This window comes from Candidatus Poriferisodalis sp., assembly GCF_965221945.1.
Taxonomy (GTDB): Bacteria; Actinomycetota; Acidimicrobiia; order Acidimicrobiales; family Poriferisodalaceae; genus Poriferisodalis.
On sequence record NZ_OZ244925.1, the window covers coordinates 1,704,404 to 1,719,257 of the forward strand.

Below are 14,854 nucleotides of genomic sequence, written 5' to 3' on the forward strand. Positions count from 1 at the left end.
GGCGTCACCGTAGCGACGCCGGTTCCGGTGGTCGCGCCGAGACCGATTGCTGCCAATCGACGGGTGCGGGATGTGTGCTGCCCGTTTGTCTGGCCCCGAGTTCGACCTGGATCTCTTCCCGGTGCTCGTCGAGGAACGGGGCTCGGCGCATCGGTACGTCGATGCCGCCGATGAGCGAGCCGACCTGGGTCATCGGGCCCCACTCGGTCTCGGGGAGATCGACGACGTGGCCATTCGAGGTCGCGACCTCGGACCTGACGAATCCTCGCCGTTCGGCGGGCAGATCGCTGGTGCCCTCGGGCGTCGTCTCGTGCCAGACCCATTGCGGCCCGTCCGGGGTCGAGACCTCCAGGTAGGTGCGGTCGGGGCCGGCGCCGCGATAGTCGAGGCCGCCCATCTCAGCCGGTGGCCGCCCGTCATAGATCACAAACTCGGCTGCCTGCGCCGCGGTGACGGTTTGGGTGAGCGACGTGCGCACGGTCCGGCCCTCGCCGTCGGCCAGCCGTCGGTAGAGCGAGCACAGGACCCCGAACGTGGCGATCATGGGCGTGGCGGCGTCGTGCACAGGGACGGTCAGGAACACCGGTTCGTCGTCTCCACCCTGGGCTGACATGATCCCGCCCAGCGCCTGCAGCAGCGGGTCGAAGGCCGGCACCTCTGCCATCGACTCGTCTCGGCCGTAACCGGGGCTCTTGACCAGCACAGCATCGGGACGGATGCGGCGCAACTCCGCGTCGGAGCACCCCAGTCGTTCGGCGACGCCGGGGCGGAAGTTCTCGACGATCACATCGGCATCGGCGACAAGCTGCGCCATGACCGCGTGGTCCGCGGCGTCCTTGAGGTTGAGACGGACCGAGCGCTTGGACTGGTTCCAGCCATTGAAGTAGGGCCCGAGGACGCGGAATGGGTCGCCGCCGGGCTGCTCGATCTTGGTGACCTCGGCGCCAAGCATCGCCAGATGGCGGGTGATGACCGGTCCTGCGATGAACGAGCTGAGATCGACGGCCTTCAGGCCCGCCAAGGGCGCTGCGCCCGGCGCCGCCCGGTCGGGGCCCGATTGGGTGGACCACGCGCCAGCCTCAATCTCGGCTGCAACCTCGCCGTTGTGCTCGCCCAATCGCGGGGCTGGCTGCAGTTCGACCGCATCGCACCCGTCAATCCACATCGGCTGCGGCGGAGTGCGTACTTCGCCGAGGTCAGGGTGCTCCACCGTTGCCACAAGCCGGTTGGCCTCCGCCAGCGGCGACGCCATGAACTCCTCGCGGGTCTGGGTCGGCTGACACGGCACGTCGTGATCTCTGAGGATTTCCAGCCACTCGTCGAGCGGGCGGGCTGCGAATGCCTCCTCCAGGATCGGGGTGATCTCCGCCAGCGGCTCAAGGTCGAGGAGGCCCCACGGCGGGTCCGAGAAGCGTTTGTCGCCGAGCAGATCTTCCCGGCCGATGGCTCGCAGCATCGCCACATAGAAGGGCAGCGTGCCGCAGGCCACGAACATCCACCGGTCATCGGCTGCCGGGAACAGCCGGTACACCGGCAGCCGACCAGCCGAGCCGAGCGGGCACGAGCCGTCGCGGTCGAGGCCGGCCATCTCTGGCATCTCGAAGTCGCCGATCTGCATGGCGCCCGAGCCGGACACTTCCGACACGTTGTAGGTGGGCGCTGCTCCGCGCGCCTGCCGGGCATACAGCCCCGCTGCCGCGGCCATAGCGCCCAACATTCCGGCCCCGTAGGACGCCAGCGGTACCACGAGTTCGACTGGCCCTTCGGAGTAGCTGATCTGGTTCCAGCCGATGCCGGTCACGGCGGCGACCTGCGACGGGGTGCCCGCACGGGTTGCATACGGCCCGACATCGCCCCAAGTCGGACAGGAAACGATCACCGCGCCCCGAGCCAGGTTCCGTGCCGCTGTCGCAGTGTCGGCGTCGGGCACGAAGACCGCATCGGCGCCGCTGAGCAGCTCGCTGAGCAACGGCGCGGCGAGCGATGCAGCCGTTGGTCGCAGGATGCCGGGCAGTGATGCTGGCGGACCGTTGACTCCGGCAGGCAGCGGGGCACGCTCCCACTCGACGCGGGCGGGCACCACCGAGCGTTTGTTGCGGCTCACCGCCTGAAAGCCCGGGTCGCTGCGGTAGGGGTCACCTCCAGGTGGCTCCACTTTGACCACATCGGCGCCCTGATCAGCCAGGAAGCGCGCTGCGTAGGGCGCCGCGATGCCGGTGGTCAATTCGACGACGCGGACCCCGTCAAGGCAACGAACCGGCGAATCACTGCTTCGGGCACCGTCGGCGCTGCTCATCGGGATGACTGTAGGTGGCCCGGTCCTCATACTGCCGCTGGTTCCGCGTCGTACGATTGCATCTGTGACTACGACGACTTCCGACACCGCCGCGAACCCATTCACCGAGATACCGATCCCGCAAGCGCCGACGTTCGACACGATGGAGGCCGAGCGGCAGCACCGCAAGGAGCGGCTGACGTCGGTGTACCGGGCGTTCTCGCTGTTCGGTTTCGAAGAGGGCGTGGCCGGCCATGTGACCGCACGAGACCCCGAACTGACCGACCACTTCTGGGTGAATCCCTTCGGCGTCGGATTCGGCCAGATCAAGGTGTCGGACCTGCTGCTCGTGGACCATGACGGCAACATCGTGGAGGGGCGCTACCCGCTGAACCAGGCAGCCTTCGCCATTCACAGCGAGGTGCACAAGGCCCGGCCCGACGTGATCGCGGCAGCCCACACCCATTCGCTTTACGGCAAGACGTGGTCCAGCCTGGGCCGCCTGCTCGACCCGCTCACCCAGGACGCGTGCGCGTTCTACGAAGACCACGCCCTGTTCGACGATTTCACCGGAGTCGTGCTGGACACCTCAGAGGGCAAGCGCATCGGGCAAGCGCTTGGAAGCTGCAAGGCGGTGATCCTGCAAAACCACGGCCTGCTCACGGTCGGCCACACCGTCGACGAGGCGGCGTGGTGGTTCATCACCATGGAGCGCACCTGCCAGAGCCAGCTGCTGGCCGAAGCCGCCGGCACGCCGATCCCGATCCGCCACGAGTCAGCCAAGCACACCGCCGCGCAGGTCGGCAGCCCCTTAGGCGGCTGGTTCAGCTACCAGCCCATCTACGACAAGATGGTCGAGCGCGACCCCAGCTTCCTGGACTGAGACTCCCGCGCCGCGCACTAGGCGCGGTTCATCGCGGCTACCACTCGGCGGCGATGTACTGGGTTTCGCAGAACTCGTAGATGCCCTCGCTGGCGCCTTCGCGGCCGAGGCCTGACTGTTTCATGCCGCCGAAGGGCGCTGCTGGGTCAGACACTGCGCCACGGTTCAGACCGATCATGCCGGCCTCGATGCGCTCGCTGACCGCCAGACCCTTGGCCAGGTCCTGGGTGTAGACGTAGCCGATCAGACCCATCTCTGTGTCGTTGGCGGCGGCGATCATGGCATCGGTGTCGGTGAAGCTGGAGACCGGCGCCACGGGGCCGAATATCTCCTCCCGCGTGATGGGTGCCGCCGGGTCGACGCCGCCAAGCACGGTTGGCTCGTAGAAGAAGCCCGGGCCGTCAATGGCCCGGCCGCCGGTAACGGCTTGGGCTCCCCCGTCGATCGCCGCGCGCACGAGCCGATCAATGTTCTCCACTGACGCGGCATTGATCATCGGCCCGCAGCCGACACCGGGGTCACGGCCGTTGCCAACCTTCACATCGCCCATGGCTGTCGCCAGTCGCTCGACGAACTCATCGTGCACCGATGCTTCAACGAAAAACCGGTTCGCGGCGGTGCAGGTCTCGGCCGAGTGGCGCATCTTCGCGACCATGGCGCCAGCGGTGGCAGCTTCGAGATCGGCATCGTCGAACACGACGAACGGCGCGTTGCCGCCGAGCTCCATCACCACCTTGAGCACCCGGTCGGCGCAGCGCTTCAGCAATACCCGGCCGACCTCGGTTGAGCCGGTGAACGAGAGCATTCGCACGGCGCGGTGGTCGACGACGGCATCGAGCCAGGCACCGGAGTTCGACGTGGGCACCAGGTTGACGACACCAGGCGGCACGCCGGCCTCGGCCAGCAGCTCGGCAACTCGCAGCGAGGTCAGCGGGGCTTCGCGCGGCGGCTTGATGACCACGGTGTTGCCGGCCGCCAGCGCCGGGGCCAGCTTGCGGGTGATCATCGCCGCCGGGAAGTTCCACGGCGTGATCATCGCCACGACGCCGACCGGTGGGTGCCGGGTGATGATCCGGTTCGCACCCGAGGGGGCGACGCTGATCGAGCCGTGAATGCGGACCGCCTCCTCGGCGTTCCATCGGAAGAACTCCGCGGCGTAGGCCACCTCGCCGGCGGCGTCGGCGCGGGGCTTGCCGTTCTCGAGCGTGATCAGATCGGCCAGCTCGTCGGTGTGCTCGATGAGGATGCGGTGGGATTCCCGCAGGATCTCCGAGCGGACACGCGGCGGCTCGGCGGCCCAACCCGGCTGCGCAGCGGCTGCCGCATCGCATGCGGCTGCTGCGTCTGCTGGCGTTCCCGCCGCAACGCTTGCCGCGACGTCACCCGTGGCGGGGTCGAGCACGTCAATCCGGCTTGTTGAGTCTCCAGCCAGCCAGCTGCCTCCGATGAGCATTTGCGTCTGCATCGTGCCAGCATCGCAAATCCGCCGTTGATTCCGCGCCACCGTCAGGCCACGGCCACGGCCCGATGACCCAAACGGCGACCTGGCCGGGGACCGAGTGGAGGGGTGATCAGTCGCCGTAGTGGTGCAGGCCGCGCTCGCGGGCGCGCATCTCGTCCACCGCTCGCTGCGCGTCGCCGATCGCGTGCTCCAGCTCAGCAATGACGATGTCGGGGTCGGAGGTGAATTCCAGCCCCTCAACGAGGCGAGCCAAGCGCCCCTGCGTCCGCCACGCAGCGAACTTGGCCCACTCGGTCCAGAGCACTTCGTGGTCGTCGATGTCAATGAGGTTGGAGGTGCGGCTCTGCTCGTCGACAGTGGCGTCGAGCGACACGTAACCGTTCACCATCGAGACGCGCTCGCACATCTCGGAGAGCGGCCCAGCCCGGTGCACGACCATGTCACCGTGCAGCGCGACGGCGTATCCGGGCCCCGGGAAGTCGGGAGCGACGGTGCGGTCTGCCGGGATTCGCTTGCCTGCGTCGGCGAGCTCGGCGGCTTCGTGCTTGGTGCCCCGGAACCACTCCAAGCGGCCGCCGGCGACCTCGGCGGGGTCGGTCACTGCGAGCACGTAGTCGAGAGGCAGCGTGTCGTGATGCCACTTGTCGATGGCAGTGTCGATCTGTGACGGCTCGTAGTTGAGGTGGCCGAGATGCACCGGCATCGGGTGCGGGGCGATCTCGATGCCGTAGATCGCTTCGAGATGCGCCGTGACGTCGGGGCTCAGGCACACGTCGCGCAGCCAGCGTGAGCGGTAGCAGCCGCCGCGCACCGTCCGCTCGATCCGCTCCCCTGCCGGGCGAGCGAAACACCGCAGGCGCCGGGCCGTCTCCAGCATGACGGCCGCGCCCTCGTCGCTCAACATCCGGAACGGCGACGACAGCGCCACCGGCGTGGCCTTCGTGGCGATCTCGGCATCGTCATAGCCGAGGTCAGCCAGCATGAGCACCTCGGCGGGCGTTTCGAGCTGCAGATGCCGCGCAGAATCGAACGCCGGCTCGCCGTCGAGCCACTCGTACCCCCGCGGCTGCGTCGCCGGAAACGGAACTGCAGTGCCCATCGGCTACGACTCTATGAGCGAGCGCGGCTGGCCATCCGGAAGGCTCAGCCGCTGCGCGCCATGTCGGTCCTGGCAACAACCGAAGTCGAATTGCCCGCATGCGCTGCACTCGCGATGATCGCGGCAGAGCGACTACCTCGCACCGCGCTTCTCCGATATACCCGGATTGGGACGTGTCGGAGACGGAACCGTACCTGTCAGACTTGTGGGTATCGCGATCCGCTCGTCGTCGAAAACGGCGACAAGCTCGAGCCGACCACCCATTCCTTCCACAGCGGCTCGCCACGTCGACAGCAGATTGTCCTCGGACGCTTCGATCGCCGAGATCGTGGCCTGGGTGCGCTGCAAGCGCCGCGCCAAGTCCACTTGGGTCATGTGTCGATGCTTGCGAAGCTCAGCGAGGTTGAAGGCAATTGCGTCCGCACGCGCGGCCTCCTTGATGGCGTCGATGCTTGCACGCCGCTCCGGCCCAATAGTGCCGATGATCGCGCTGAATTTGCGGTGTCCCATGTCCTTACCACCCAAGCTCAATATCGCTCTGCATCGCCATCCTCCTGCATTTCGATCTCCGTCAGATAGCGCTCGTACCGGTGCTCAGCTTCGGGCACAGCCGTCGCATACCAGCGATCCCACTGCCCGGTCTTGTCCCCACCGACCAACAAGATCGCTTGACGTCTCGGATCGAACAGGAACAACACCCTCAGGTGCTTCGCTCGTCCTGTTCGGGCTCACCGTGCTGACCGAACCAATCGGCGAATCCGTCGGTGCCGTTGATCTCCCAGACCACGGACCGAACATAGAGTCTAGCCTATATTGATCCAACTGAATATTCGGCGCGTATGCCCCGCTTGTCAATCAGTCGCAGCAGCGTTGATCTTGGCGGCAACAGCGGCCAAGTATTCGTTGTCTGCCCGTCTGGCTGCGATCTCGGTGGTCACGTAGCCGGGGTATGCCTCGAAATACTGATCTCCGCGGGCGGTCGTTTCAGCTTCGGGACCTGGGCGCAGGCCCGCTGTCTGATGCATCGGGATGACCTTGGCATGCAGGTGGTCGATCATCATCCCTTCGAACACCACGGCGCAGCGATCGACGTCGTCGTATGCAGCAGCGATCTTCGCTGCCACGAGGCGCGCTGCCCTCATCAGCTCAGAGACCACCGCAGCGTCTGCTCTCGCGATATCGCTCGGGTGATGGTCCTTCGTGATCACGACGCTGAAGCCCTCGGTGTTCGGAAAGATGTCCAAGAACCCGAGATGGCTCTCGTCCTCAAAGACCATGTGGCTCGGCTCGGCACCGGCCGCGATCTTGCAGAAGATGCAGTCGTCCACGAGCGGCATTCTGCTCGCCGCGATCGCGCATCAGTGTCGCTATTCGAACTCGGCGGCTTGGGCGTTGAGGTTTTGGGCGTTCTCACTGACAGTTCTGCGGGTTGAGTCGTCGTAGCCGTCGGCGTTTTCTGCTCGGATTTCCAGCGCAAGTTCAAGGTTTTGGCCCAGGTGGGCGGCGACGTGGTTAAGGATGTCACTGAGCTGCTTGATGCCGCGGACTGGATCTAGCTGAAAGTGCGCGTAGAACTGCGCCGGCGCCAACTTCAGGTCTGCAGGCGGCTGCGGCTTAGGTGGATCACCCTCCGGCGGGGGCTCGGGCTCAGGTGGGCCGCCGCCATTCGCGTGCCGAGATGCAGGAGATTGCGCGCGGTTACGTACCGATGGACATGAATGACAAGTGGTTCACCTTCATGGAAGACGACTGCTTGTTCCTGCATCGCAGCTGGACCGGTTTCGGCATCTACGAAGTCACATTCGCAGCGAAGGAGACCGGGTTCTTGATCACTTCCGTACATGTCGAGAGCGATCCCGACATCTACAAGCGTGACTCGGACATGGGCGAGCGCGAACAGCTGCGAGAAATCATCGCGCACGTCGCCGGCGAACCGATGCCACCGCTGCTGCCCATCTTGATTCAGAGCAAGCCCCAGCTCGAGGCGGTGCTCGGTGACATCACGACGGAGAAGGTCGACGCCATCGTCACGGCGGCAGACACGGTCCTGCTGGGCGGAGGCGGTGTGGACATGGCGATCCATCGCGCCGCCGGCCCGGAACTGCGTTCGCATTGCAGATCACTCGACGGTTGCGCGTTAGGGCGCGCCAAGATCACGCCCGGCTTCCGGCTCGCCGCCCAATGGGTCATTCACACCGTCGGGCCAAAGTGGCAGGGCGGGTCCCACGGCGAACCGGTGCTGCTCGAATCGTGCTACCGGGAATGCCTCGCCCGCGCCGATGAGGTCGGCGCGGAGAGCGTGGCCTTTCCCGCAATCGCCACCGGCGCTCACAAGTACCCACGGACAGCGGCTGCCAAGATTGCCATCAGCACGGTCCGCAAGACGCCGACGAAGGTTCGCGAGGTCCGCTTCGTCTGCTTCGACGTGCCCACGCTGAAGGCGTACCAGAAGGCGATCGGCGAGGCGAAGTAGGTCCGGCTCGGCACAACCACCGCTGGGAAGTGCAGTGAGCACCAGAAGGCCGGTCCGCCTGAAGTCGGCTCGGCGGCCGTGTGCTCAGGTCACCCTGCTCAGGCGGTTGTCTCCGCACCCTCCGGTCGTCCTGAAAGGTAGCGGACCTAGTCGCCTTGGTCGCCTTGGTCGCCGTTGTCGGCGGAAAGAGGCGGAACTCCGTCCTCGGGCGGCTGGAAGAGGCCCTTGGGAACGTTGTCAGGACCGACCGCGGCCTCTGGCGAGTAGCCGTCTTGCGCCCGCCGCGAAGCGTGGGATGTCTCGCCCTCAGCCCGGTTTCGCCGCACGACTTCAACTAGAGGAAGATCGAGATCTTGCCGCCGCCCACTCTCTGACGCCACTCACCAGCGGCTCGCTCGGCTTCTTCAAGCGTGGCGTGCTGAGAGACGGGATTGTGCGCGCCGGGTGCTCGAACATCCCAGCCTCCCGCGCGGTTCTTCACTACAAGCCGCTTGTCACCCATGTGAGGCTCCTACTGTCATTCAATGAATCTGACGCATCGTGAATCTAGACTCTGTCAATGCGCGTCGGTGCATATATCGATGGCTTCAACGTCTACTACGGAGGCCGGCAGCTGTGTGGCCGGGACGCGACCGGATGGCGGTGGCTCGACTTCAATGCCTTGGTGAGGCAGCTCATCGCTAGGAACCGTGCTTGGACGGCCGCCGGTGCTGACGTCGCCCGAATTGTGTACTGCACGGCACTCGTCAACGGCCAGATCGATCCCGGAGCGCGGATACGGCAAAAGACCTATCTCAATGCGTTACGCGCAAGTGGCACCGTCGAGATCGAACTAGGAGCATTCATGACGCGCACCGCTCGAGGTGTCGACGCCGTGAACCGGCAGTACGCCGAAATCCAGACCCAAGAGGAAAAGGGCTCGGACGTCAACTGAGGCGTATCTGACTCTTCGCGACGGATCGGGTTGGGATTCAGGCCGTATCCGATGGTCGCTGGCGGGTTGTGGTTGGTGAGGGTAGTCGGCGGGTTCATCGCTGGCTCCGGTGCCAGGCTCGGCGTTGTTCGTCGGCGTTTCGCATGCCGTGGGTGCGGGCTGCGCGGATGGTGTTGCCGCGGCCGTCGTGTTCGTCGTTGGGGGTGACGTAGCCGATCGCTTCGTGCAGCCGGACGCTGTTGTGGTGGACCCGGACGCGTTCGAGTTCGGCGGCGAGCACGGCCGGGTCGGTGATCGTGGTCAGGTGTGGGTGCTCGCGTTTGACGTGGCCCCACAGCGACTCGATCCACGCCTGGTCGGTCGGGGTCGACGGGCGACCGAAGTGTTGGGCGATCGAGCACAGCGCCATGAACCGGCGGGTCTCGTTGGCGTGCATCTCGGTCCCGTTGTCCGAGACCGCCAGCAGCAACGGCGCCTGGTCGCCGTCGGGGAGCGCGGTGTCGGGGTCGGTGAGGCGGGCTCGGAGCTCGTCGGTGAGCAGTCCCTCGTTGTCGAGCCCGCGGCTGAACAGGACCCGGGCGGCGACCGAGTCCGGGTTGGCGGTGAGGCGGGTCGAGATCCACTTGCGGGACACGAGGTCGACAATCGCGTACGCGTGCTTGGCGGCGACGCAGCGTTCGAACTGGGAGCCGTCCCAGCACCACAGCTGGTTCGGGTGCCACTCACACCAGTCCGGCCACGGCGTCTTCACGGTCCGTGCCGGTCGTGGAGCTCCTTGCAGGGCAAGGCCGTGACGGGCCAGCACCCGATCGACGGTCGACGGCGACGCCCACACCCGTTGCTCGTAGGAGCCGCGGTGAGCGAGCTTGCGATGCGACCGGTCCACGTCGCCCCACTCGTCGAACAACGCCAAGATCTCAGCCTCCTCCCACTCCAAGAGCCCGTGGATCGGGTTCCCGCCCGGGCGGGCGTCATCGAGCCCGCCCCCGGCTCGGCGCTGCTGCCACCGCCACGCCCGACCCCGGTCCAGCTCGACCACCGCGCACGCCCGGTTCAGCGTCCAGCCGGCATCGACCGCATCGTCGATCAAGGACAGCAACGCCGCCTTGGCGGTCCCATCGACACGGGCGGGAACCGGACCGCTCATCCCCAGCGCGATTTTCCCCGCAGCACCGCCAACTCGACGGCCTGCTCGACCACCGTCGCCTGGAGCCGGTCGACCTCGGCCCCCAACGCCGCGGCCTCCGACGCCTCCTGGCGAGACTGACGCGGCCGGCCCGGCCTCGACGCCCCCAGCGCCGCGATCGCTCCATCGCGGGCAACCGCTCGCAGCCGGGTGATCACCGACCGATCCACCCCAGCCTCGGCTGCCGCGTCGGCCTGGGAGATCTGCCCCGTCAGCATCCCCAGCCACAAGTCGTACTTCTGCTCTGCTGTCAGCATCCGCTTCGGCTTCCGCGGTGTCGATGTCATCGTTGACGGCCTCCACAATCAAGGCCAGCAACCATCTCAGATGCAGTCTGAAAGAACCAGGATCCCGTCGCGCGAAGTCAGACGCACCACACAACGTGGCCTCTCATATGCTCATCGACCTCTACACGGACCAGATCGACGCAGCGATTCTGGTCAGCAACGACGGCGACCTCAGGTTGCCAGCCACCCATGTGCGACGGAACATCGAGTTGGGGGCCACAGCAAACCCAATGAGTGGTGAGCTCTTCCGCGAGCCCCACATCGCGACGGTTCATGCGGAGAATCGCGTTGTCCAGGCATTAGGAAGCGCCACTGCTGTCGCACGATGCGACGACTTGAGGCTCCATCAGGCGCATACAGGAACAGCATCCTTCGTTGGCGGCGCATTCTGCGTCAACCTCGGTTGCGTTTTGTCCCAAATTGGGACATAATGTTCCTACCGCCCCGGCGCCAACCGCAGTTCGCTGCGGCGGTGCCGGGCCTTTCTTTTCTCGGCCCTGCTCTCGCCAGCGCCGACGGGCTTCAGCAGGGTGGGCCGGCGTCGGCGAGGAGGGTGGCGACCTTCAGCGGGACGCTTGTCTGGGCTGAGTGCATGGTCACGCCGACGAAGGGCTGAACCAGATAGGCGACACCTGGGTCAGCGTCGGGATCATCTGGCACGGAAACCACAGCGAGGCGCCAGCGTTGGGGGTCGTTCTGGGCCCGGCGCACCTGACGAGCGCTGACGTGGATCTCTTCAGTCCGAGGCAAATGGCCCTTGACCTCAATGAACCCTTGACCTCAATGAAGTAGTGGTCACCCGTCGCGGGGTCAACAGACATCACGTCGAACCTTGGGTTGTTATGCGCTTGTTCCTGCGGGATACGCCCCAACTCGCGCTCAGCTGCCAGGACCGCGGCGACTGCACGCCGGTCGGTTTCCATCTTGTCGGCGACCGCTTCCGCGTCGGGCGGCGAACCGGACAGTGCGTCGACCAAGCCTTGGGGCACGATCACTGCCGCCGCGACCACGGTCGGCGGGCTGCTGTGCAAGTCGGCCTCGGTGTCGAGCTCGGCGCGACGCCGCGCCATGCGGGTCTCCAACTCGTCGGCGCGCGCCCGGGCACGACCTGAGTTCAGCCTGGGCTTGCCGCCGGCGATTTCCTGCGCCTTGATCTCGTTTGCTCTCCGATCCCAGTAACGGATCTCGGATTCGAGACGCTGGCGCACCGCTTCGCTTACGCGCGCCACCCGGCCGCGCACTATGGCCGCTACCGATTCGAGGTGCGGGCCAGCGAGATGTTCGATTGCCCAATCGCGGGCGACCGATTCGGCGGCCGGCCCTGCCCACGACGTTTCCAGCCGGTCGGCCAGCAAGCTCTCCTGGTCGCCGGTCGGCGGTGCATAGACCAAGTACGGCTCCGCTCCAGGGTCACGGGCGTTTCCAAGTTCGTCCACCTCTACGTATTGGAACCGACGTGACACGACCTGGCGGGCACCGTTCACGATGCGACCATTGGTGACGACGTGATCGAGGTACACGAGCAGCCGAGGTTCGGTCGACGGGTCCGCTGGATCAACCAGGACCGTTCCACGCTGCAGCGACTCGCCCCAGTCGGCGAGCACTTTGGACGCCACCACACTCAACAGCGCGCTGCCGGGAGAGATCAGCTCCGCACGATCACCGGCGGCCCCAGACAACTTGCCAGCGGTCTCGGCGTCGAGAAGCACATGGTTCTTGTCGAACGTCACCCGCGCGTATCGGTCGTGCACCGGTCCGAGCGCCGGGTCGGCACCCGACCGCATCGCTGCAGGGACGCGGGTGACCTCGTACCGACCGTGTTCGCGGCCCGCGATGCGACCGCCGTACAGCCGCAGTGCCTCGGTGAAGAAGTCGTGCACGAACCACGGCTGAAGCCGCCGAGCGCGGGATTCTTCCATCTGGCGACGGATTTCGTCATTGGCGGACGGGTCAGCCAACCCCGCCACGAGCGCCCGTTCCTCGAGCACTTCGCGGAGCTGCTCACCGATATCGCTGTCGATGACCTTGTCCATCCAAGCGGCATGCGCGGGGTCGGTGTCGGCTCGGATGGCATCGATCAGCAGTTCCCGCAGCGAGACGTTGATCTGCGCATCTCCCAGCACGTCGTACACCTGGTCGCCGTACACCTGACGCTGTTGCTCGATCTTGGCGAACAGCCGCTCGAAAACCTGGCCTTCCCGGGTCTTGTGTGCGACCAGATTCCACAAATGGCAGGGCCGACGCTGGCCGATCCTGTGGATGCGGCCGAAGCGCTGCTCGATGCGGTTCGGGTTCCACGGCAAGTCGTAGTTGACCATCATGTTGGCGACTTGCAGATTGACGCCCTCACCAGCGGCATCGGTGGCCACCAGCACCGACACAGTCGGATCGACCCGGAAGCGATCCTGAGTGGTGCGGCGGTGTTGCCGTCTCATGCCGCCGTGGATCGTGACCACCGCTTCGGGGCGGCCCAATTCGGCGGCGATCCGCCCAGCGACATAGTCGAGCGTGTCACGGTGCTCGGAGAACACGATCAGCTTGCGGCGGTCGTTGTTTGAATCAGAGGCTGCGTTGAAGTGTTCGGAGCGCAGCAGATCCCGCAGTCGAGTCCACTTCGCATCCACGCCGCTGTTTCGGACCCGATCGGCCAGCTCCACGAGGCCCTTCAGGACGACAACCTCCGCCTCGAGCTCATCAGCGGTGGCCGCAGCCGAGGCGGCGTCCACAGTGACGCTCTCCAGCTCTTCGAGCTCTGCTTCGTCGAAGTCGTCGAAGTCAAAGTCCTCCAAGTCGGCGACCCGCACTCCCCGCGGCAGTTCGAGCACCGGAATTGGCTCGCCAGTAGCGGCCAAGCGACGCATCTCGGCGGCCTGTCCGGCCAGACGATCGCGGCGCCGGCGCAGGGACTCGTAGATAGCTGCCGGTGAGGACGCCAGCCGTCGTTGCAGCCCCGCAAGTGCGAACCCGACGATCACGCCACGCTGGCGATCGCCTTCCTCTCGCATCCGGGCGGCACGGTTCATCTCTTCGCGGACGTAGGTGGTGACCGCCTCGTAGAGCTCAGCCTCCGGCTCTGACAGGTCGAATTGCAGGCTGTGGGCGTGGCGTTTGGTGAACAGGGGCTTGCCCTCGAACGTCCGCAAGTTCTCCTTGACCAGACGGCGCATGACGTCGCTGACATCGGGAACCTCAGCGGCTCCCCCGCTGCCGTTGGTGGCGCGCAGCCGTCCCTCGAACCGCTCGGGGTCGATGAGCGTCATGAAGGCCAAGAAGTCCTCGTTCTTGCCGTTATGGGGAGTTGCCGTCAGTAGGAGGAAGTGGCGGGCACAGTCGCGCAACACCTCGCCGACCATGAAGCGCTTTGTGCGGCGCAGCTCGTCGCCATAGCGGTGAGCGGACATCTTGTGCGCCTCATCGACGATTACGAGATCCCACTCCGAAGCGCCCAGACGCGCAACCAGTTCCTCCGAGCGGGCGATTTGGTCGATGCGGGCGACGAGAAGGTTCCGTTCGACGAAGGGATTGCCGGTGCGTGACGCCTCGACGGTCTCACGTGACATCAGATCGAAGCTCAAGCCGAACTTGTCCCACATCTCGTCTTGCCACTGCTCAACGAGGCTGCCTGGCGCCACGATGAGGCACCGAGTGACGTCGCCGCGCAGCATCAGCTCACGAATGAGCAGACCGGACATGATCGTCTTGCCCGCGCCCGGGTCGTCAGCGAGCAGAAACCGCAGGGGTTTCTGCGTCAGAAGGCGGTTGTAGACGGCCTCGATCTGGTGCGGGTAAGGCTCGATGTTGGAGGTGTCGACTGCGGCGAACGGATCGGCCAGGTGGGCCATCTGCATCCGCCGGGCTTCAGACGCCAGTTTGAACATGGCACCGTCAGCGTCGAAGGTCCAGGTGCTCTGCGCAGCCGGGCGAATCTCGGCGAGATCGGTCTCCGTGATGAGCCGTTCGCCAAGACGATTCTCCGCCGTGCGATACGTGAGCGTCGCCGAACCCGGACCGTGAATGTCGACGGCGACAACAGTGACATCTGTTCCCGCCACCACGCCAGCGAGTCGCATCCCGGCAGCCAAGTCGCTGAGTTCCATCACCACGTCGTTGCCAAACCGCTCTCTCACCACGTCTGAACCCAAGCGGGCCGGCCCCTGGGTTCAGCCGCAGGGTACGTCGCTGGATAATCCTCGACCTTGCGCTTCGCGAGGATGCGAATGACTCGTTCCTTCGACCCACGAAGGCGTGGCGCTGG

15 protein-coding genes and 1 pseudogene are annotated in these 14,854 nt (G+C 65.9%); 3 read left to right on the forward strand and 13 right to left on the reverse strand.

Annotation, left to right across the window (positions count from 1 at the left end; all coding sequences use genetic code 11):
• Positions 1-4: 4 nt before the first annotated feature.
• Complete coding sequence (locus tag ACOQPH_RS07980) at positions 5-2,296, reverse strand: CoA transferase (RefSeq protein ID WP_420624098.1); 2,292 nt, start codon at positions 2,294-2,296, stop codon at positions 5-7.
• A gap of 64 nt (positions 2,297-2,360) precedes the next feature.
• Here ACOQPH_RS07980 and ACOQPH_RS07985 point away from each other — a divergent pair, with 64 nt between their 5' ends.
• Positions 2,361-3,158: a class II aldolase/adducin family protein gene (locus ACOQPH_RS07985; protein ID WP_420624099.1), complete on the forward strand. Its 798-nt coding sequence runs from the start codon at positions 2,361-2,363 to the stop codon at positions 3,156-3,158.
• A gap of 37 nt (positions 3,159-3,195) precedes the next feature.
• Here ACOQPH_RS07985 and ACOQPH_RS07990 read toward each other — a convergent pair whose 3' ends face one another.
• From ACOQPH_RS07990 to ACOQPH_RS08015, 6 genes are all read right to left on the reverse strand, one after another.
• Positions 3,196-4,623, reverse strand: coding sequence for an NAD-dependent succinate-semialdehyde dehydrogenase (locus ACOQPH_RS07990; protein WP_420624100.1), 1,428 nt, complete (start codon positions 4,621-4,623; stop codon positions 3,196-3,198).
• A 106-nt stretch (positions 4,624-4,729) separates the two neighbouring features.
• Positions 4,730-5,719 (reverse strand): hypothetical protein, encoded by a 990-nt coding sequence (locus tag ACOQPH_RS07995; RefSeq protein WP_420624101.1) that lies wholly within the window; start codon positions 5,717-5,719, stop codon positions 4,730-4,732.
• 132 nt (positions 5,720-5,851) lie between these two features.
• Positions 5,852-6,229, reverse strand: a complete 378-nt coding sequence (locus ACOQPH_RS08000) for a helix-turn-helix domain-containing protein (protein ID WP_420624102.1) — start codon at positions 6,227-6,229, stop codon at positions 5,852-5,854.
• A gap of 17 nt (positions 6,230-6,246) precedes the next feature.
• Positions 6,247-6,417 (reverse strand): type II toxin-antitoxin system RelE/ParE family toxin, encoded by a 171-nt coding sequence (locus tag ACOQPH_RS08005; RefSeq protein ID WP_420624103.1) that lies wholly within the window; start codon positions 6,415-6,417, stop codon positions 6,247-6,249.
• Positions 6,418-6,570: 153 nt separating this feature from the next.
• Complete coding sequence (locus ACOQPH_RS08010; protein WP_420624104.1) at positions 6,571-7,047, reverse strand: HIT family protein; 477 nt, start codon at positions 7,045-7,047, stop codon at positions 6,571-6,573.
• Between the two features lie 39 nt (positions 7,048-7,086).
• Entirely contained in the window at positions 7,087-7,308 is a 222-nt protein-coding gene (locus ACOQPH_RS08015; protein ID WP_420624105.1) for a hypothetical protein, read from the reverse strand.
• Positions 7,309-7,433: 125 nt separating this feature from the next.
• Here ACOQPH_RS08015 and ACOQPH_RS08020 point away from each other — a divergent pair, with 125 nt between their 5' ends.
• A complete protein-coding gene (locus tag ACOQPH_RS08020) occupies positions 7,434-8,192 on the forward strand; it encodes an O-acetyl-ADP-ribose deacetylase (RefSeq protein WP_420624106.1) in 759 nt (252 codons plus the stop codon).
• 146 nt (positions 8,193-8,338) lie between these two features.
• On the opposite strand, the gene ACOQPH_RS08025 is transcribed toward ACOQPH_RS08020, so the two are convergent.
• Together ACOQPH_RS08025 and ACOQPH_RS08030 are read right to left on the reverse strand one after the other, a co-directional pair.
• Positions 8,339-8,518 (reverse strand): hypothetical protein, encoded by a 180-nt coding sequence (locus tag ACOQPH_RS08025; RefSeq protein ID WP_420624107.1) that lies wholly within the window; start codon positions 8,516-8,518, stop codon positions 8,339-8,341.
• A gap of 8 nt (positions 8,519-8,526) precedes the next feature.
• On the reverse strand, positions 8,527-8,694 hold the full coding sequence (locus ACOQPH_RS08030; protein ID WP_420624108.1) for a DUF2188 domain-containing protein: 168 nt from the start codon (positions 8,692-8,694) through the stop codon (positions 8,527-8,529).
• 57 nt (positions 8,695-8,751) lie between these two features.
• On the opposite strand from ACOQPH_RS08030, the gene ACOQPH_RS08035 reads away from it, so the two are divergent.
• Positions 8,752-9,126 carry a hypothetical protein gene (locus ACOQPH_RS08035; protein ID WP_420624109.1) on the forward strand — a complete coding sequence of 125 codons (375 nt, stop codon included), beginning with the start codon at positions 8,752-8,754 and terminating at the stop codon, positions 9,124-9,126.
• Between the two features lie 94 nt (positions 9,127-9,220).
• Here ACOQPH_RS08035 and ACOQPH_RS08040 read toward each other — a convergent pair whose 3' ends face one another.
• From ACOQPH_RS08040 to ACOQPH_RS08055, 4 genes and pseudogenes are all read right to left on the reverse strand, one after another.
• Positions 9,221-10,273, reverse strand: a complete 1,053-nt coding sequence (locus tag ACOQPH_RS08040) for an integrase core domain-containing protein (RefSeq protein WP_420624110.1) — start codon at positions 10,271-10,273, stop codon at positions 9,221-9,223.
• Positions 10,270-10,569 (reverse strand): helix-turn-helix domain-containing protein, encoded by a 300-nt coding sequence (locus tag ACOQPH_RS08045; protein WP_420624111.1) that lies wholly within the window; start codon positions 10,567-10,569, stop codon positions 10,270-10,272. Before ACOQPH_RS08045 ends, ACOQPH_RS08040 begins: the two co-directional genes overlap by 4 nt.
• A 552-nt stretch (positions 10,570-11,121) precedes the next feature.
• Positions 11,122-11,310, reverse strand: coding sequence for a hypothetical protein (locus ACOQPH_RS08050; protein ID WP_420624112.1), 189 nt, complete (start codon positions 11,308-11,310; stop codon positions 11,122-11,124).
• Between the two features lie 110 nt (positions 11,311-11,420).
• Positions 11,421-14,696 (reverse strand): annotated as a pseudogene (locus ACOQPH_RS08055) (DEAD/DEAH box helicase); the annotation flags it as partial.
• Positions 14,697-14,854: the final 158 nt, after the last annotated feature.